Source organism: Pseudomonas sp. PDM10 (genome assembly GCF_014852295.1).
In the GTDB taxonomy this organism is placed as follows: Bacteria; Pseudomonadota; Gammaproteobacteria; order Pseudomonadales; family Pseudomonadaceae; genus Aquipseudomonas.
The window spans coordinates 620563-639362 of the sequence record NZ_JACVBJ010000005.1 but is presented as its reverse complement, the minus strand read 5'-3'; the positions used below and the strand labels follow the sequence as shown (position 1 = coordinate 639362).

General features: G+C 61.1%; 18 protein-coding genes. 11 read left to right on the top strand and 7 right to left on the bottom strand.

Annotated elements, in window-relative coordinates; all coding sequences use genetic code 11:
* The first annotated feature begins 17 nt into the window (after positions 1–17).
* Positions 18–704, top strand: coding sequence for an SDR family oxidoreductase (locus IB252_RS20405; protein ID WP_192410066.1), 687 nt, complete (start codon positions 18–20; stop codon positions 702–704).
* Positions 705–958: 254 nt separating this feature from the next.
* Entirely contained in the window at positions 959–2317 is a 1359-nt protein-coding gene (locus IB252_RS20400) for an 8-oxoguanine deaminase (RefSeq protein WP_192410065.1), read from the top strand.
* Positions 2318–2414: 97 nt separating this feature from the next.
* On the opposite strand, the gene IB252_RS20395 is transcribed toward IB252_RS20400, so the two are convergent.
* Positions 2415–3503, bottom strand: coding sequence for a calcium:proton antiporter (locus tag IB252_RS20395; RefSeq protein WP_192410064.1), 1089 nt, complete (start codon positions 3501–3503; stop codon positions 2415–2417).
* A 297-nt stretch (positions 3504–3800) separates the two neighbouring features.
* On the opposite strand from IB252_RS20395, the gene IB252_RS20390 reads away from it, so the two are divergent.
* From IB252_RS20390 to IB252_RS20380, 3 genes are all read left to right on the top strand, one after another.
* The gene (locus IB252_RS20390; protein WP_192410063.1) at positions 3801–4883 is read left to right on the top strand and encodes a BMP family ABC transporter substrate-binding protein; all 1083 of its coding nucleotides are present in this window, start codon (positions 3801–3803) and stop codon (positions 4881–4883) included.
* A gap of 143 nt (positions 4884–5026) precedes the next feature.
* Entirely contained in the window at positions 5027–5992 is a 966-nt protein-coding gene (locus IB252_RS20385; RefSeq protein ID WP_192410062.1) for a 2-oxoglutarate and iron-dependent oxygenase domain-containing protein, read from the top strand.
* An 82-nt stretch (positions 5993–6074) separates the two neighbouring features.
* The gene (locus tag IB252_RS20380; RefSeq protein ID WP_056746142.1) at positions 6075–7028 is read left to right on the top strand and encodes an adenosine deaminase; all 954 of its coding nucleotides are present in this window, start codon (positions 6075–6077) and stop codon (positions 7026–7028) included.
* Positions 7029–7141: 113 nt separating this feature from the next.
* On the opposite strand, the gene IB252_RS20375 is transcribed toward IB252_RS20380, so the two are convergent.
* The 3 genes from IB252_RS20375 to IB252_RS20365 form a co-directional block, all read right to left on the bottom strand.
* The gene (locus tag IB252_RS20375; RefSeq protein WP_192410061.1) at positions 7142–8518 is read right to left on the bottom strand and encodes an MFS transporter; all 1377 of its coding nucleotides are present in this window, start codon (positions 8516–8518) and stop codon (positions 7142–7144) included.
* 127 nt (positions 8519–8645) lie between these two features.
* Positions 8646–9380: an ArsR/SmtB family transcription factor gene (locus IB252_RS20370; protein WP_111449147.1), complete on the bottom strand. Its 735-nt coding sequence runs from the start codon at positions 9378–9380 to the stop codon at positions 8646–8648.
* A gap of 315 nt (positions 9381–9695) precedes the next feature.
* Positions 9696–10625, bottom strand: coding sequence for a LysR family transcriptional regulator (locus IB252_RS20365; RefSeq protein ID WP_008156521.1), 930 nt, complete (start codon positions 10623–10625; stop codon positions 9696–9698).
* Between the two features lie 119 nt (positions 10626–10744).
* On the opposite strand from IB252_RS20365, the gene IB252_RS20360 reads away from it, so the two are divergent.
* The 3 genes from IB252_RS20360 to IB252_RS20350 all read left to right on the top strand — a co-directional run bounded on the left by IB252_RS20360 (position 10745) and on the right by IB252_RS20350 (position 12406).
* The gene (locus tag IB252_RS20360; protein ID WP_192410060.1) at positions 10745–11038 is read left to right on the top strand and encodes a putative quinol monooxygenase; all 294 of its coding nucleotides are present in this window, start codon (positions 10745–10747) and stop codon (positions 11036–11038) included.
* A gap of 34 nt (positions 11039–11072) precedes the next feature.
* Positions 11073–12086, top strand: coding sequence for a zinc-binding alcohol dehydrogenase family protein (locus IB252_RS20355; RefSeq protein WP_192410059.1), 1014 nt, complete (start codon positions 11073–11075; stop codon positions 12084–12086).
* Positions 12087–12235: 149 nt separating this feature from the next.
* A complete protein-coding gene (locus tag IB252_RS20350) occupies positions 12236–12406 on the top strand; it encodes a hypothetical protein (RefSeq protein WP_165353242.1) in 171 nt (56 codons plus the stop codon).
* 8 nt (positions 12407–12414) lie between these two features.
* Here the strand turns inward: IB252_RS20350 and IB252_RS20345 are convergent, their stop codons facing one another.
* Together IB252_RS20345 and IB252_RS20340 are read right to left on the bottom strand one after the other, a co-directional pair.
* Entirely contained in the window at positions 12415–13611 is a 1197-nt protein-coding gene (locus tag IB252_RS20345) for a multidrug effflux MFS transporter (protein WP_192410058.1), read from the bottom strand.
* 232 nt (positions 13612–13843) lie between these two features.
* Positions 13844–14041 (bottom strand): heavy-metal-associated domain-containing protein, encoded by a 198-nt coding sequence (locus IB252_RS20340; protein ID WP_111449151.1) that lies wholly within the window; start codon positions 14039–14041, stop codon positions 13844–13846.
* A gap of 147 nt (positions 14042–14188) precedes the next feature.
* Between IB252_RS20340 and IB252_RS20335 the strand changes: the two genes are divergently transcribed.
* The 3 genes from IB252_RS20335 (at position 14189) to cueR (ending at position 17579) form a co-directional block, all read left to right on the top strand.
* On the top strand, positions 14189–14572 hold the full coding sequence (locus IB252_RS20335) for a hypothetical protein (RefSeq protein ID WP_192410057.1): 384 nt from the start codon (positions 14189–14191) through the stop codon (positions 14570–14572).
* A gap of 203 nt (positions 14573–14775) precedes the next feature.
* The gene (locus IB252_RS20330; RefSeq protein WP_192410056.1) at positions 14776–17169 is read left to right on the top strand and encodes a heavy metal translocating P-type ATPase; all 2394 of its coding nucleotides are present in this window, start codon (positions 14776–14778) and stop codon (positions 17167–17169) included.
* Complete coding sequence (cueR, locus tag IB252_RS20325; RefSeq protein ID WP_111449153.1) at positions 17166–17579, top strand: Cu(I)-responsive transcriptional regulator; 414 nt, start codon at positions 17166–17168, stop codon at positions 17577–17579. Before IB252_RS20330 ends, cueR begins: the two co-directional genes overlap by 4 nt.
* On the opposite strand, the gene IB252_RS20320 is transcribed toward cueR, so the two are convergent.
* Complete coding sequence (locus IB252_RS20320; protein WP_192410055.1) at positions 17533–18753, bottom strand: MFS transporter; 1221 nt, start codon at positions 18751–18753, stop codon at positions 17533–17535. The two genes, cueR and IB252_RS20320, sit on opposite strands and share 47 nt — an antisense overlap.
* Positions 18754–18800 lie beyond the last annotated feature (47 nt).

Here is an 18800-nt window from a genome sequence, read left to right as displayed (position 1 = left end):
TATCAAGGAAGCCACTTATGTCTACGGCAAAAACCGCACTCATCATCGGCGCCTCCCGAGGCCTGGGCCTCGGTCTGGTGAAAACCCTGCTGGCCGACGGTTGGCAGGTCACCGCCACCGTACGCAACCCGCAGAACGCCGAAGCCTTGCAAGCCCTGGGCAAGGTGCGGATCGAAAAACTCGACATGGACGATCAGCAAGCGGTCATCGCTTTGAGTCAGCAGCTCAAGGGCGAAGTGTTTGATCTGTTGTTCGTGAATGCCGGGGTCAAAGGCCCGGACGTTCAAACACCGGGCGGCGCGACGCTGGCCGAAGTCGGGCAACTGTTCTTCACCAATGCGGTGGCGCCGATCAATCTGGCCCAGCGTTTTGTCGGGCAGATTCGTCCGGACAGCGGCGTGCTGGCGTTCATGAGTTCGGTGCTGGGCAGCGTGACCATGCCGGATGCGCCGGAGCTGGCGCTGTACAAGGCGAGCAAATCGGCGCTGAACTCGATGACCAATAGCTTCGTCACTCAGTTGGGCGAACAGAAACTCACCGTGCTGTCGCTGCATCCGGGTTGGGTGAAGACCGACATGGGCGGTGAAGGTGCCGACATTGATGTGGACACCAGCACGCGTGGGTTGGTCGATCAGGTGAATGCGTATACCGGCAAGGGCGGGCATCATTTTGTGAATTACCGGGGTGAAACCATTCCCTGGTAACCCATCGTCTACTGTGGGAGCGGGCTTGCTCGCGAAGAGGGAGTGTCAGTCGACATCAATGTTGCATGACGCACCGCATTCGCGAGCAAGCCCGCTCCCACAGGGGTTTTGCGTCGCCTGGTCGGGCCGGGCTTGCCCGCAGCGCTGTTTTGAATGAAACTCCGCACCTCGTCCCCGCGGCGACCCTGGATCAGCAGACAGGGTAATCACTGAGCTGGCTAACCTGAACCCCACTTTCAGAGGAGCCGGCCAACATGCCTGCGACCCGTACCTGGTTAAAAAATCCCCTTGCGATCTTCACTGCCAATGGCCTCGATGCCCGTGGCGGTCTGGTGCTGCAAGACGGTTTGATCGTTGAAGTGCTCGCCGCCGGCCAGCAACCTTCCGCGCCCTGTGGACAAGTCTTCGATGCCCGCGAGCATGTGATCCTGCCGGGACTGATCAACACCCATCACCACTTCTATCAAACCCTGACCCGCGCCTGGGCGCCGGTGGTCAATCAGCCGTTGTTCCCGTGGCTGAAAACCCTCTACCCGGTCTGGGCCCGCCTCACCCCTGAAAAACTCGCCCTCGCCAGCAAAGTCGCGTTGGCCGAGTTGCTGCTGTCCGGCTGCACCACCGCCGCCGATCACCATTACCTGTTTCCGCAAGGCCTGGAAAATGCGATCGACGTGCAGGTCGAGAGCGTCCGCGAACTGGGCATGCGCGCCATGCTGACGCGCGGTTCCATGAGCCTTGGCGAAAAGGACGGCGGCCTGCCGCCGCAGCAAACCGTGCAGGAAGGCGAAGTGATCCTCGCCGACAGCCAACGCTTGATCGCCGAGTACCACGAGCGTGGCGATGGCGCGCAAATCCAGATCGCCCTCGCGCCCTGCTCGCCGTTTTCGGTGACCCCGCAAATCATGTCCGCCAGCGCCGAACTGGCGAACAAACTCGACGTGCGCCTGCACACCCATCTGGCCGAAACCCTCGACGAAGAAGACTTCTGCCTGCAACGCTTCGGCCTGCGCACTGTGGACTACCTCGACAGCGTCGGCTGGCTCGGCCCGCGCACCTGGCTGGCTCACGGCATCCACTTCAACCCGGACGAAATCGCTCGCCTCGGCGCCGCCGGCACCGGCATTTGCCATTGCCCGAGTTCGAACATGCGTCTGGCTTCCGGCATCTGCCCGACGCTGGACCTGACCGCTGCGGGCGCCTTGCTGGGCTTGGGCGTGGATGGTTCGGCGTCCAACGATGCGTCGAACATGATGCTGGAAACCCGTCAGGCGCTGTACATTCAACGGCTGCGTTATGGCGCCGAGAAGATCACGCCGGAATTGGTTTTGGGATGGGCGACCAAGGGTTCGGCGAGTCTGCTCGGGCGTACTGATATCGGCGAACTGGCGGTGGGCAAGCAGGCGGACCTGGCGCTGTTCAAGCTCGATGAGCTGCGGTTTTCCGGCAGTCATGATCCGGTGTCGGCGTTGCTGCTGTGTGGCGCTGATCGGGCGGATCGGGTGATGGTTGGTGGCAAATGGCGGGTGATTGATGGGCAGGTTGAAGGGCTGGACCTGAAAGGGTTGATTGCCGATCACAGCCAGGCGGCTCGGCAGTTGATTGCGGGCGTCTGATAGGACGCCATCGCGGGCAAGCCATGCTCCTACAGGTACAGCGTCGCTCTCAAGAACGATGTAAATCCTGTAGGAGCAAGGCTTGCCCGCGATGCTTTTAGAGGCCCAACAGCGACAACATGATGAAGGTCGCAAACAGCACAAAGTGAGTCATGCCTTCGATGGCGTTGGTTTCGCCATCGTTGAGGTTGATCGCGCTAACGATCAGGGTGAGGAAGACCATCACGGTCTGCACCGGGGTCATCGCCATCTGGAACGGCTGGCCGGTGTAGAGCGCCATCGCTTCCATCACCGGCACGGTCAGGATGACCGTCGACAGTGACGCGCCCATGGCGATGTTGACCACAGACTGCATGCGGTTGGCCAGTGCCGCCCGCAACGCGGTCAGAATTTCCGGCGCCGCCGAGATTGCCGCCACCAGGATCGCCGTGATCACCGGCGGTGCGCCCGTCCCTTCGAGGCCCAGATCGAGGGTCTTGGACATCACCTCTGCCAAGGCGCCGATCACCACCACGCCAAACACCAACGTGCCAATACTCAGCACCAGATTGACCGGTTCAGGCTCCTCCTCCGGGACTTTCCTGCGACGTTTTTCCGGGTAGCTGTAGCTGAAGAAATAACTGTGCGGCCCGACCTGCATGCGCAGGAACAGGGTGTAGAGCACGACCATCGCACCAATGGTGAACGCCGAATAGAGTTTCCAGCTGCCCTCGGGGATGAACTCCGGCACCACCATGGAAACGCCCATGGCGGTGAGAATCATCACGCTGTAACTGCGGGCCGAATCGTCGTTGTAGGACTGTTCGCCGTGCTTGAGCCCGCCCATCAACGCAGCGAGGCCGAGGATGCCGTTGATGTCGAGCATCACCGCCGAATAAATCGTGTCGCGTACCAGGGTCGGCGAGGCTTCGTTGCTCATCATGATCGCCAGGATCACCACTTCTACCAGCACGGCGGCCAGGGTCAGGATCATCGTGCCGTAAGGGTCGCCGACTTTTTCTGCGAGCAGTTCGGCGTGATGGGCGACGCGCATGGAGGCAACGACGATGAAGGCGATCAGTACGAGGCCGGCGGTCAACGCGATGGGCTGGCCGCTGTGCAGCATCCAGTGCTCCAGCGGGTAGGCGACGGCGGCGGCGATCACGGCCAGCAGCAGAAACTTTTCTTGCTTGAGGAGTGTGAGCATTGCGGGCCTTTTTGCCGTGTGAAGCGAAACCGGGATGATGAGCTACTGACTGCGGGGCGGCGCTAACGTTTCGTTACACCTTAGCGCACCAGTGGATGGCAGCCGTGCCAGGCCATGCACTTTTATCGGCCTCAAGGGCCTCATCGCGAGCAAGCTCGGCTCCTACGGGTTTGCGGTGCACTTGTAGGAGCAAGGCTTGCCCGCGATGGCCGTTACGCGGTTTCAAGCCGTTTGTTGTCCTGTTGGTCAGCAATTTGCATTACCCCCTCCAACCTCAAAACAATAGGGAGTGGATTCATGCACAAACGTCCGTTGAAGAAGCTGCTTTGCGCCGTCGCCGCGGCCATCGGTCTGAGCGCAAGCCTGACTGCCAGTGCCGCCGACCCGCTGAAAGTCGGCTTCGTCTACATCGGTCCGATTGGCGATCACGGCTGGACGTATCAGCATGAACAAGGGCGCAAGGCGCTGGCCGAAAAATTCGGCAACCAGATCACCACCAACTATGTGGAAAACGTCGCTGAAGGCGCCGACGCCGAGCGGGTGATCCGCAACATGGCCAAGGACAAGTACGACCTGATCTTCACCACGTCCTTCGGCTACATGAACCCGACCCTGAAAGTCGCCAAACAATTTCCCATGGTGACCTTCGAACACGCCACCGGCTACAAGCAGGACAAGAACCTCGGCACCTATCTGGCGCGCACGTATGAAGGTCGCTACGTCGGCGGTTTCCTTGCGGCGAAGATGACCAAGACCAAGAAGATCGGTTACGTCGCGTCCTTCCCGATCCCGGAAGTGATCCGCGACATCAACGCCATTCAACTGGCCCTGAACAAGTACAACCCCGGCACCGAGATCAAAGTGGTGTGGGTCAACTCCTGGTTCGATCCGGGCAAAGAGGCGGATGCCGCCAATGCGTTGATCGATCAGGGCGTGGACGTGGTGTTCCAGCACACCGACAGCCCGGCGCCGATCCAGGCCGCCGAGCGTCGCGGGGTGTATGCCGTCGGCTACGCTTCGGACATGGCGCACTTCGGGCCGAAAGCGGTGCTGACGTCCATCGTCAACGACTGGGGCCCGCACTACATTCAGGCGACCCAAAGCGTACTCGACCACCTGTGGAAATCGCAGGATTACTGGGGTGGTTTGCAGGAAGGTACGGTTGAGTTGCCGATCAGCGATCTGGTGCCCGCACCGGTGAAAGCCGAGGCAGAGCAGATCATTGCCGACATCAAAAGCGGTGCTTTCCACCCGTTCACCGGACCGATCAAGGATCAGGCAGGCGTCGAGAAGATTGCGGCGGGCGCGACGGCGAGCAATGCGGAGCTGGCATCGATGAACTACTACGTTGAAGGCATGAAGGCTGACATTCCTAAGTAGCTCCAGCCACGAACACAAAACCCTGTGGGAGCGAGCCTGCTCGCGAAAGCGGAGTAACATTCAACATGGATGTTGGCTGACTCACCGCTTTCGCGAGCAGGCTCGCTCCCACAGTGGATTTTCAGCGTTCTTAAGGACTGCGCATGAACCTGCTCCCGATCATCGACATCGCCCCGCTCTACACCGATGACCCATCCGCCTGGCAATCGATCGCCACGCAAATCGACCACGCCTGCCGCGAGTGGGGCTTTTTCTACATCAAGGGCCACCCGATCAGTCGGTCGCGCATTAACGCCGTACTCGACAGCGCCCAACGTTTCTTCGCCCTGCCCGCCGTCGAAAAACTCAAGATTGACATCACCCAAACCCGTCACCACCGCGGTTATGGCGCCATCGCCACTGAACAACTCGACCCGAGCAAACCCAGCGACCTGAAAGAAACCTTCGACATGGGCCTGCACCTGCCGGCCGATCACCCTGACGTGTTGGCGGAAAAACCGCTGCGCGGCCCCAACCGTCATCCGTCGATGCCCGGCTGGGAATTGCTGATGGAGCAGCACTACGTCGACATGCAGGCCTTGGCCCTAACCCTGTTACGGGCCATAACCGTGGCGCTGGGCATCGAGCGCGACTTTTTCGACAGCCGCTTCGTTGAGCCGGTCAGCGTGCTACGGATGATTCATTACCCACCGCGCCACACCGCCAGTTCCGAAGAGCAACAAGGCGCCGGCGCCCACACCGATTACGGCTGCATCACCCTGCTGTATCAGGATGCCGCCGGCGGCCTGCAAGTGCGAAACGTTAAAGGCGAGTGGATCGATGCACCGCCGATCGACGGCACGTTCGTGGTCAACCTCGGCGACATGATGGCGCGCTGGAGCAACGACCGTTACCTGTCGACGCCGCACCGGGTGATCAGCCCGCTCGGCGTGGACCGTTACTCGATGCCGTTCTTCGCCGAACCGCACCCCGACACGGTCATCGAATGCCTGCCCGGCTGTCAGGATGAACCGCACTCGGCAAAGTATCCGGCCACCACCTGCGCCGAATTCCTGCTCTCGCGGTTCGCCGATACCTACGCCTATCGACGGGAACAGGAAGCGCTGTGATGAACCGGCTGGTCAGGTTTTGCTAATTGTTTCCTCGGGCATCTGTAGAATGCTCGCCATCTGCACCTGATGAGAAAAGACTATGTACGACTGGCTGAACGCCCTGCCCAAGGCAGAACTGCACCTGCACCTTGAGGGTTCGCTGGAGCCTGAGTTGCTGTTCGCCCTGGCTGAACGCAACAAGATCGCCCTGCCGTGGAGCGACGTCGAAACCCTGCGCAAGGCCTACGCCTTCAACAACCTGCAAGAGTTTCTCGACCTGTATTACCAGGGCGCCGACGTGTTGCGCACCTCTCAGGATTTCTACGACCTGACCTGGGCTTACCTGTTGCGCTGCAAGGCGCAGAACGTGATTCACACCGAACCGTTCTTCGATCCGCAGACCCACACCGACCGTGGCGTGCCGTTCGAAGTGGTGCTCAATGGCATCGCCGCCGCGTTGAAGGATGGCGAGCAGCAACTGGGCATCACCAGCGGTTTGATCCTGAGCTTCCTGCGCCACTTGAGCGAAGAAGAAGCCGAGAAAACCCTAGACCAGGCACTGCCGTTCCGTGATGCGTTTGTCGCGGTCGGTCTGGACAGTTCGGAAATGGGTCACCCGCCGAGCAAGTTCCAGCGCGTGTTTGATCGTGCCCGTCACGAAGGTTTCCTGACCGTCGCCCACGCCGGTGAAGAAGGCCCGCCCGAGTACATCTGGGAAGCCCTCGATTTGCTGAAAGTCCAGCGCATCGACCATGGCGTGCGCGCCATCGAAGACGAGCGTTTGATGCAGCGGATCATCGACGAGCAAATCCCGCTGACCGTGTGCCCGTTGTCGAACACCAAACTCTGCGTGTTCGATCACATGTCTCAGCACAACATTCTCGACATGCTGGAACGTGGCGTGAAAGTGACCGTGAACTCGGATGACCCGGCGTACTTCGGCGGTTATGTCACCGAGAACTTCCATGCGCTGTATACCCATTTGGGCATGACCCAGGATCAGGCCAAGCGGTTGGCGCAGAACAGCCTGGATGCACGGTTGGTGAAACCCTAGCAACTGATCGTTCCCACGCTCCGCGTGGGAATGCCTCACCGGACGCTCTGCGTCCGCTCTTGGGACGCGGAGCGTCCGGGGCTGCATTCCCACGCGGAGCGTGGGAACGATTATTACGCAGCCGCCTCGCTTAATTCTTCCAGTGTCTTGCCCCGGGTCTCCATCCCGAACACCCATACCACCCCTGCCGCAATCGCAAAACACATCGCCCCCAGCGCAAACACCCCGCCCTGCCCGGTCATCGGGAACACCAACCCGGTCACCATTGGCCCGAGCAACGAACCCACGCGACCAATCGCCGACGCAAACCCCGAGCCCGTGGCCCGCGCCGATGTCGGGTATAACTCCGGCGTGTAGGTGTAAAGCACCGCCCACATGCCGAACAGGAAAAACTGCATCAGCAGCCCCGACGCAATCAACAGGCTGACGTTGCCGCCAAACACCGCGCTCTGACCATACAGAAACGCCATCACCCCGCCGCCGAGCAACGTCACCACGCACACCGGTTTACGTCCCCAACGCTCCACCAGCCAGGCGGCCATCAGGAAACCGGGAATCCCGCCGAGGGAAATCAGCACCGTGTAATACACCGACTGAGTCACGGCAAAACCTGACTGCTGCAGCAAGGCACTGAGCCAGGACGTCAGGCCATAGAACCCCAGCAAAGCAAAGAACCAGACGCTCCAGATCATCATCGTGCGCTGGCGGTACAGCGGCGACCAGATTTGCTGCAATGCGGAAAAGAAATTGCCAGGCGTACTGGCCACTCTCGGCAGGCGGATCGGCTCAGGCAGCTCCGAACGCCCCAGAGATGTCCGGACCCGAGCTTCGATGCGCAGCAAGACCTTGTCTGCCACGTCATGATGTCCGGCCTGTTCCAGCCAGCGCGGCGATTCGGGAATGAAAAAGCGAATCGCCAGGACAAACACCGCCGGCACCGCCAACACCAGGAAGATGTCCCGCCAGCCAATCACCGGCAGCAGGAAGTACGACAGTACGCCGGCGGCGACGAAACCCAGTGGCCAGAAACCGTCCATCAACGCAATGTAGCGCCCCCGCCGTTTGGCCGGGACCAGCTCCGAGAGCATCGACTGAGCGATGGGAAACTCCATGCCCATGCCGATCCCCAACAGGATTCGAAACAACGTCAGCGTTTCGACGTTCTGCGCCGTGGAGCACAGATAACTGGCGATCCCCCACAGCACGATGCTCCACTGAAACACCGGTTTGCGCCCGAAACGGTCGGCCAGCATGCCGGACAGTGACGCCCCCACGACCATGCCGAAAAAGCTCGAACTGGCCAGCAACCCGGCCTGCGCCGTGCTCAGGCCAAACTCGGTTTTGATCGAGCCGAGCAGGAAGGTCATCATCGCCAGGTCCATGGAGTCGAAGAAAAACGCCAGGGCTATGATGATGAAAATGATCCGGTGATAACCGCTGATGGGCAGCCGTTCCAGTCGTTCTGCCGCGCTGAAGCCTCGTGTTTCCATGCCACATCCCCCCAATCCGAAAGTCCCCGGACGAGTGTGCGCGATAGCTGCTGGGGGTTACTGCTGGATGCGACCTGTTTGCAGCTCTGAGCGACGCCCGACGCTTCGGACGTCGATCTCGATGCGTCTACAACGCCATTTCCAGCTCGGTCTCTTTGGCGAACCGATGGATTTCACGCTGCCCCGCGGCGGTGATCTGCAAGGCTCGAGACTCGTTGGGCAGGCTCAGCCAACCTGACTGCATGAACAATTGCAGCAACGCCGCACCCAGTGATCCGCCCATGTGCGGGCGTCTTTCGCTCCAATCCGGACAAGCGCAGGCGACTCGGCTGTTGCGATGAGCCAGCGCCTGGATGAACACACCCCGTGTCGCCAGCTGCGTGGCGCCCTTGTGGGTGATCATGACCCGCTGATCGAACTGTTCGATCCAGCCTGAATCCAGCAGGCGCTGGTAAAGATCGGCGGCAAGGGTGCCGCCCAAATGGTCGTCGCAAAGCCTGGCGCGCAAGAGTGACGAAGGCGCCGCCTGAGGTTTGGCGATAGGTGTCGTGCGCTTGAAAACATCCGGGATTTCCCGAGGCGTGCTGGCCAGGGTGGCGCTGGCCAGTGCCTCTATCGCGGCCCCCACTTCGGGTGCGGCAAGACGAAAGAACCGCTTGCGGCCGCGGATTTCGACTTTCAACAGACCTCCGCCGGACAATCGCCCCAGATGCGCACTGGCCGAAGACGGTGACAAGCCGGCCAACAAGGCCAGCTCCTCGGTTTGCCGCGCCGAGCCGTCCATCAAGGCCCACATCATTGCGCTGCGCTTTGGGTCAGCCAGCAACGTGGCGATCTGGCTGATGCAAGGTGCATGTTCCATGTATTCACTCCCTGTTGAATCGTTTCGTCTACTGCTCAGAGACATCTTGACCAGTAATGTGTCGTCGGCCAAGGCGTTGAAACCGCCATAAACCGGGCAAAGCCGGCCAATCGCACAGGCCATGCTTGCAGGTTTCGCAAAGCCACGGCGATTGACCTTGGGGCCTGGCTGACTCGGATGTGGACTCGCCATTGCGAGATCGACGGTGCGTACATGAGGCGAGCGCTAGTATATGCGGGTTAACCGCCGGTTCCTGCCCTTGGGAAACCGTTGGTGGTGATAGTTCCTGAGTGAAATTTCGCTATTTGCCTGCGACTAATGATCGGCGCCCGATAACGTCGGAAATTGGCTACTCAAGCGGGCGCATCGGCTGGCAAGCATTTCCCGCAAAAGGTTCACCGGCTTACTCAATTGTGCGCGATGGGCGCACAGCAAATTCAGCGGTGCGCGCTCACAGAGCAGTTCAGGCATGAGCACTTTCAACCGACCGGCCAGCACATCGGCCGCGACATCGAGCCAGGACTTGTAGGCGATCCCGGCACCTGCCACGGCCCACAGCCGCACGACATCGGCATCATCGCTGAAACGATCGCCGCTGACGGTCAGGCTGACCTCGCGTTTGCCGTCGTGGAAACTCCAATGATCGTGGACCCGGCTACCGAGCATGAACAGCAGGCAGTTGTGCTGAGCCAGTTGCTCCAGTTGCCGCGGCTCGCCATGCCGGGCCAGGTAACTCGGGGCGGCACAAAGGACGCGGCGGTTCTGCGGGGCGATGGGCAGCGCCACCAGGCTTGAGTCTTCCGGCTCGCCGTACCGCAGGGCAATGTCCACCGGTTGGCGGAACAGGTCGGCGATGCGGTCGCCCAACAGCAAACGCACCGTAAGCTTCGGATGCTCTCGCTGAAACTCGTCCAGCCAGGGCAGCAGCAGATTGCGGCCAAAGTCCGAAGGCGCCGACAGCTGCAAAATCCCGCTGACCTGGTCCTGACCGCTGGCCAACAAACGACGGCCCTCGTCGAGATTGCTCAAGGCGGCCCGAGCGTATTCGAGAAACCCCTCGCCTTCAGCGGTCAGGCGCAGGCTACGGGTAGAACGGGCGAGCAACCGGGCGCCGAGTTGCTGTTCGATGCGTTTCAACGCCGCACTGGCCACCGCGGCCGACATGTCCATCCCACGCGCCGCCGCTGACAGACTGCCCAGGTCCGCCGCCCGGACAAACAACTGCAAGTCATCGAAACGCAGCATCGTTCAGCCTCGATTATCAAAAAAACATTGAAAGAGACTGCTCTTTTAGCGGGTTTTATCTTGCAGAGAAATAGCCAATCATCCGTCCCATCGAATTCATCCCGTTCCCGGAGCCGAACATGTCCCAGCCTTTTACCGCCATCGCCACTTTAATCGCCAAAGCCGGCCAGCAAGACGCCCTCGAACAGCACCTGCGAGCGCTGCTGGAACCGACCCGCGCCGAGGCCGGTTGCGGTCAATACGACTTGCACCAGGACCTCGCCAATCCTCATACCTTCTACATGATCGAAAAATGGAGCAGTGACGAAGCCCTGCAAGCCCATGACGACAGCGCGCATATCCAGAACTTCCGCGCCAAGGCTGGCGACTTTCTCGAACACTTCGACCTCAAGCGCCTGCGCTCCATCGTCTGATTGCTTCCTTCCTTATTACTGTTCAGGAGCCCCTATGAAAGCCATTGCCTATTACGCCTCGTTGCCAATCAGCGACTCAAACGCTCTGCAAGACATCGAACTGCCAGAACCGGTTGCCGGCCCGCGCGACCTGTTGGTGGAAGTCAAAGCCATCTCGGTCAACCCGGTGGACACAAAGGTCCGCCAAAACGTCCAGCCTGAAGCGGGTACGCCGAAAGTGCTGGGCTGGGACGTGGCCGGTGTGGTCAAGGCCGTCGGCAGTGAAGTCACGCTGTTCAAGGCCGGCGACAAAGTGTTCTACGCCGGCTCCATCGCCCGTGCTGGCGGCAACAGCGAACTGCACGTGGTCGATGAGCGGATCGTCGGCCATATGCCGAAAACCCTTGGTTTCGCCGAAGCCGCCGCGCTGCCGCTGACCGCTATCACCGCGTGGGAATTGCTCTTCGAACGCCTGCAAGTGCGTGAAGGCAAAACAGATGAAGGCCAGAGCCTTTTGATCGTCGGTGCCGCTGGCGGTGTGGGGTCGATCCTCACGCAACTGGCCAGCCAGCTCACCGGGCTGAACGTCATCGGCACCGCTTCCCGCCCGCAAACCCAGAGCTGGGTTCGTGAGCTGGGTGCCGACCTGGTGATCGATCACAGCCAGCCGTTGAGCGAAGAACTCAAACGTGCGGGCGTCGATCAGGTGACCCACGTCGCCAGCCTGACCCAGACCGATCATCACCTGGATCAGTTGATCGAGGCACTGGCGCCGCAAGGCAAACTGGCCCTGATCGATGATCCGAAGGCGCTGGACGTGACCAAACTCAAACGCAAGAGCCTGTCGCTGCACTGGGAGTTCATGTACACCCGCTCGCTGTTCGAAACCGCGGACATGATCGAGCAGCACAAATTGCTCAACCGCGTGGCTGAGCTGATCGACGCCGGGACGCTGAAGACCACGGTCGGCGAGCATTTCGGGACCATTAACGCGGCGAACCTGCGTCGCGCCCATGAGCTGCTGGAAAGCGGCAAGTCCAAGGGCAAGATTGTGCTCGAAGGCTTCTGAAACAAACTGACACAGTTGTCGCCCAGATGGGCGACACCGTCAGTCCGAGAGTTGACCCTTGTCACAATTGCGATCGTATTGAGGTCTACAATCGAGACTCTGCGGCACAGTCTTTTACGTAACATCTTTTACGAGAGGAGAGATCAGCAATGAAGATCCTGATAAAAGAATTAGCAAAATCCCAGTGGCAAGTCCGTCTGGACCAACACGCCGTGACATTCCGCAGCGAAGCCGAAGCCCGCGCCTTCACCCGCACCCTTGAAGCGCGACTACAAGCACCTCATCAAATTATTGACCGCCAGCAGCGTGCCGCTGGCTGAGTCCATCCTCAGACCTGGGCTTGCGCCAGCGCCCGGGCATTTTGCAAGCGCCGGGTGAGCATCGCCACGCTCACCACGAGAATTCCGCACAGGCTGATGACCATGGCCATCGGCATGGCGCTGCCGTCGTGTAAAACACCCACCAGTGCGGCTGCCCCGGCGGCGACGCTGAATTGCAGGCAACCGAGCATCGCCGATGCACTGCCGGCCCGCGCGCCCTGCCCGTTCATGGCGCAGGCCGAGGCGTTGGGGAGGATGCAACCGAGGCTGGCGATGCAGACAAACAACGGAATCAGCAACGGCCATAGTTGCACGGTGTGCAATGAACTGACGGCCAGCAGCGCCAGACCAGCGCCCACGTAGATCCACACGGTGCGTGCCAGCAGAAACGCCGGGCCACGCTTGGCCAGCAATCGCGCGTTGAGTTGCGCGACCAGAATGAAACCCGCCGCGTTGGTACCGAACAGCCAACCGAAATGCTCGGCCGGCACGCCATACAGTTTGATGAAGACGAACGGTGAACCGGCGATGTAGGCAAACATCCCGGCGATGGCGATGCCGCCGGTCAGGGCGTGGCCGAGGAACACCCGGTCCGACAACAGTCGACCGTACTGACGCAACGCCCCCGACAATGGTTGACGCGGCACATGGGCCGGCAGACTTTCCGGCAGCCCCAGCGCCACCGCCAACCCTGCCAGCGCACTGAAACCGGTCAGCACGAGAAAGATCGACTGCCAGCCCGTGGTGTTGACCAACAGCCCGCCCAGCATCGGCGCAAGAATCGGCGCCAGGCCCATCACCAGCATCAGCTGCGAAAAGACCTTCGCCGCCCCCACTGCATCGCATTTATCGCTGACAATCGCGCGGGAGATCACCATCCCCGCACAACCGCCCAATGCCTGAACGAAACGTGCGCCCATCAACCATTCGAGGTTCGGCGCATAGGCGCAGGCCAGGGAGGCGGCGGTGAATAAGCCGACGCCGGTCAGCAAGGGAATGCGACGCCCGAAGCGATCCGCCACCGGACCGTAAGCCAGTTGACCGATGGACAAGCCAAGGAAATATGCGGCCAAGGTCAGCTGAACGTGTTTTTCATCGGTGCCGAAGGCGAGCGCCATCGCCGGGAACGCCGGCAGATAGAAATCGATCGCCAGCGGACCGAAGGCGCTCAAGGCGCCAAGAATCAAAATGGTACGGAGGTTCATCAGGCATCCAGTTGGGCGTGAGTCGGCAGGCCGACAGTCTAGCCGCGCAGGGACGCCTTGAACATTCCGTTAGGTCGCTAACTATTAAAACCCCTCAGACAATTGATGCCTGTCAGTTAAAACACCGAACCTGTAGGAGCCGAGCTTGCTCGCGATAGCGATAGAACAGTCACAGAGATGTTGAATGCTCCACCGCTATCGCGAGCAAGCTCGGCTCCTACAAGGATGGGGCTCAGGCAACCTTTGCCTGGTAGCCCTCTTCGGTGATCACCGCGATCACCTGATCCGCCGACAAAGCGCTCTCGACGCCGACTTCTTTCGCGGCCAGATCGATCCGCACGCTGGCCGCAGGATCCTTGGCTTGCAACGCTTGGGTGATGGCTTTGACGCAGTGACCGCAGGACATGCCTTGAACGTTGAACACTTGCATGGGATGACTCCTTGAGTGAGGTTGCGTGCAGTCTCGAGCTTGCCATCATGGCAAGGTCAAGTTCTGAAGTGCGCTGCCGGGCTGGCAATCAGCGCCGCGCTCGGCCAAGCTGCGTCCATCAATGACTCGACATCAGGAGATTCAGCCATGCGCTGGTCAGCTCTCAGCCTGTTTGGCTTTCTCAGCCTATTTGCCGCGACACCTTCGGTTCAAGCCGCCGGGGAGGACTATGGCGTACTGATCATTTCCCGCGAGCGCCTGGAAGTCGCGACCTCCTGCGAGATCGGCGTGTACATCCAGGATCAGTTATCGGCGCGGTTATTCCAGGAACAAAGCACCTCGTTCAACCTGCCGCCGGGCAATGTGTCCTTGCGCCTGAAGCTGCTGCCGGGCCAGGCGTTGGGTTGCAACCCGGGCATGCTCGCCCCGGGGTCGCAGAACATCACGCTCAAGGCCGGTGACGTCTTGAAGTTCCGGATTGCGATGACGCAGGAAGGGATGTACCTCAAGCCTGCGGCACTGGACTATTGATGATAGTTCCCACGCTCTGCGTGGGAATGCAGCCCAGGACGCTCCGCGTCCCAGCAAAAGCGGACGCGGAGCGTCCGGTGAGGCATTCCCACGCAGAGCGTGGGAACGATCAGGTGCCGGTCTTTTGATCTGAGACATGGCGCTTGACCTTACCCGCATGGCAAGGTTGATCCTGTAGGTATCTTCTACAGGGAGCGTGACCGATGTCCGAATCCACCACTTTCAATCTGCCGATTGCCGGTATGACCTGCGCCAGTTGCGCCGGGCGTGTCGAGCGTGCCTTGAGCAAAGTCATCGGCGCCTCTGCCGTCAGCGTCAACCTGGCCACCGAACAGGCCCGTGTTCAAGCGCCCAGCGACAGCCTGCCGGCCTTGATGGACGCGGTGCAGCAGGCGGGTTACAGCGTGCCGCAGCACAGTCTGGAATTGAGCATCGACGGCATGACCTGTGCTTCCTGCGTTGGCCGGGTCGAACGAGCGCTGGCCAAGGTGCCGGGGGTCAAAAGCGTCAGCGTCAACCTGGCCAATGAACGCGCCCACCTTGAGCTGCTCGGCCAGATCGATCCGCAAACCTTGATCGCTGCCGTAACCAAGGCTGGCTACAGCGCCAGTGTCTGGGAAGTCGAACACCCGCAAACCGATGATCAACAACAACGCCTGCATCGCGAGCGTTGGGCCTTGATCATGGCGATCGTCCTCGCCACGCCGTTGGTGCTACCGATGTTGCTGCAACCATTCGGCGTGCACTGGATGCTCCCGGCCTGGGTGCAATTCGCGCTGGCCACACCAGTGCAATTCATCTTCGGTGCACGCTTTTACGTCGCAGCCTGGAAAGCCGTACGCGCCGGTGCCGGCAACATGGATTTGCTGGTCGCGTTGGGCACCAGCGCCGGTTATGGCTTGAGCCTTTATGAATGGGCCACCGCCGCCGGGCGCATGCCGCACCTGTATTTCGAAGCCTCGGCGGTGGTGATTGCCTTGGTGCTGCTGGGCAAATACCTGGAAAGCCGCGCCAAGCGCCAGACCGCCAGTGCCATTCGCGCACTCGAAGCCTTGCGCCCGGAGCGAGCGATTCAGGTGATCGATGGCCGCGAGCAGGACGTCGCCATCAGCGCCTTGCGCCTCAATGATCTGGTGATGGTCAAGCCTGGCGAACGCTTCCCGGTGGACGGTGAAGTGGTCGAAGGCCAAAGCCACGCCGACGAAGCGCTGATCAGCGGCGAAAGCCTGCCGGTGCCCAAACAACCCGGCGACAAGGTCACCGGCGGCGCGATCAATGGTGAAGGCCGGTTGCTCGTTCGCACCCTGGCCTTGGGCGCGGAAACCGTGCTCGCCCGCATCATCCGCCTGGTGGAAGACGCTCAAGCGGCGAAGGCTCCGATCCAGAAACTGGTGGATAAAGTCAGCCAGGTGTTCGTGCCAACGGTTCTGCTGATTGCGCTGGCAACCTTGATCGGTTGGTGGTTGTACGGCGCTCCGATGGAAACGGCGCTGATCAATGCCGTGGCGGTATTGGTGATCGCTTGCCCATGCGCCCTGGGGTTGGCCACACCAACGGCAATCATGGCCGGGACCGGGGTGGCGGCGCGCCACGGGATTCTGATCAAGGACGCCGAAGCGTTGGAGCGTGCCCATGAAGTCAGTGCGGTGGTCTTCGACAAAACTGGCACGCTGACGTCGGGTACTCCGCGCATCGCTCATCTGAGCGCAATCAACCATGACGAAACGGCCCTGCTGCAAATGGCTGGCGCCCTGCAACGCGGCAGTGAACACCCACTGGCCAAGGCGGTTCTGGACGCTTGCGCCGAACGCGGCTTGACCGTGGCCGATGTCAGCGACAGCCAGTCCCTGACCGGCCGTGGCATCGCGGGCACTCTGGACGGTCGTCGATTGGCGCTGGGCAATCGTCGTCTCCTGGAAGAGAGCGGCTTGAGCGCCGGTGAATGGGCGGACTCTGCTGCCGCGTGGGAAACCGAAGGCCGGACCCTGTCCTGGCTGATCGAGCAAAGCCCCGAACTTCGGGTGCTGGGCCTCTTCGCTTTCGGCGACACTCTCAAACCCGGCGCGCTGCGAGCCGTGCAACAACTCAGCGCACGCAACATCAGCAGCCACCTGCTGACCGGCGACAATCGCGGCAGTGCCAAAGTGGTTGCCGAGGCGCTGGGCATCACGGATGTCCACGCTGAAGTACTGCCGGCGGACAAAGCCGCCACCGTCGCCGACCTGAAAAAAACCGGCGTGGTAGCAATGGTCGGCGACGGCATCAACGACGCACCCGCCCTGGCCGCCGCCGACATCGGTATCGCCATGGGCGGCGGCACCGACGTTGCGATGCACGCGGCCGGGATCACCCTGATGCGCGGCGACCCAAGGCTGGTGCCGGCGGCACTGGAGATCAGCCGCAAGACCTACGCGAAGATTCGTCAGAACCTGTTCTGGGCCTTCGTCTACAACCTGATCGGCATTCCGCTGGCGGCCTTCGGCTTCCTCAACCCGGTGCTGGCCGGTGCGGCCATGGCGTTGTCGAGCGTCAGTGTGGTGAGCAATGCGTTACTGTTGAAAACCTGGAAACCCAAGGATCCGGAGGACAACCGATGAACATCGGCCAAGCGGCCCGCCAAAGCGGCCTGAGCGCGAAGATGATCCGTTATTACGAATCCATCGGCTTGCTCAAGGCCGCCCATCGTACCGACAGCGGCTATCGGGTGTACGGCGACGACGACCTGCATACCCTGGCGTTCATCAAGCGCTCCCGGGACCTGGGGTTCTCACTGGAAGAGGTCGGCAAACTGCTGACCCTCTGGCAGGACCGCCAAAGAGCCAGCGCCGACGTGAAGGCCCTGGCCCGTCAGCACATCGACGAGCTGAACCAGAAAATCCGCGAACTCGGCCAACTGCGCGACACCCTGCAGGACCTGGTCGAACACTGCCACGGCGATCACCGTCCCGACTGCCCGATCCTCAAGAACCTGGAATCGGGCTGTTGCGCACCACCCGCTCGCCCCTGATCGCCAGCCCCTTCACCACTAACAAGGTGGTGAGGGGAATGCCGTGGAACAACAGCACCACGGCACCCGGCGTCCACCACGAATAAAACGGCGCGGCGATCAGCATGCCGACGCCGAACCCGGTCATTTGCAACAGCGTCAGGAAACTGAAAATCGGCAGGCGCAGGCTGTCCGGTTCACGTTGCAGGCGCGACATCAGGCCGACTTCCGAGAAACCGTCGCCCAACCCCGCCGGCAGCGAAAACAACAGCAGTCCGTAAAGGGTCTGCTGCTGAAACATCAGGATGAAGCCGCAGGACATCAGCAACACACCAAAGAAGAATCGCCGCTCCAGGTTCACGTTATCCGAGCCTTTCAGCCGGCTGGCGATGCGTGCACCGATGAGTTTTCCACTGGCCCAGACCGCCAGCATCAGGCCCAGCGTGGTGCTGGCCGACTCAGGCGTCAGCAGTTTGGAAATAATCGGAAAACCCACGTTGTGCGCGGCACTGCCAAGGGTGTCAGCCATCGCCACGGCGAGCATCGCCGCCACCACCGGTGTGCTGCGCAGCCCCTGGAGCAGGGCCGCCCACTCACCCCGTTCGTGAATCGGTTCGTCACCGGGCACAGGGTGTGAAAAACGCAGCGGCAAGATGAACAGCGCGGCCAACAGATAAGTGACCACGTTCAATGCAAACACTGTTTCAAAGCCGAATGCTGCCACCAACAGCCCTGATACCAGACTTCCGCCAACCATGGCTGCCGACGACGCCGAGGTGATCCAGGCGTTGGTCTTGAGCAGGTGCTCAGACTCGATCAAGTGCGGCAACTGACTGTTGAGGCCGATGGCGAACATTGAGTTGCCGAACCCCAGACCGAAAGCGATCACCGGCAACAGCAGCATCTGCTGGGCGACAGGCAGCACCAACAACAGGCCCAGCAGCCCGGCGCGCAACAGGTCAAAGGCAATCAGCGGCAGGCGCCCGGCCCAGCGGCGATAAAACCTGGTGCCGATGAGACTGGCGAATATCCCGCCGGCCACACGGCTGGCGAGGAAGATGCCGACGCTCATGGCGTTGTTGCTGAGCAGGTAGACGTAGGTGGCCAGCGCGACCATGTTGAGGAAGGCGCCGAAGTCAGAGATCAGGCGGGCGGTGATGATCAGGTGGGCGTTGCGGGGGGATGCGGTGTTCACATTCAATCCTTGAGTGTGGGTTCGGCCGGTGGGCAGTAGACGTGATT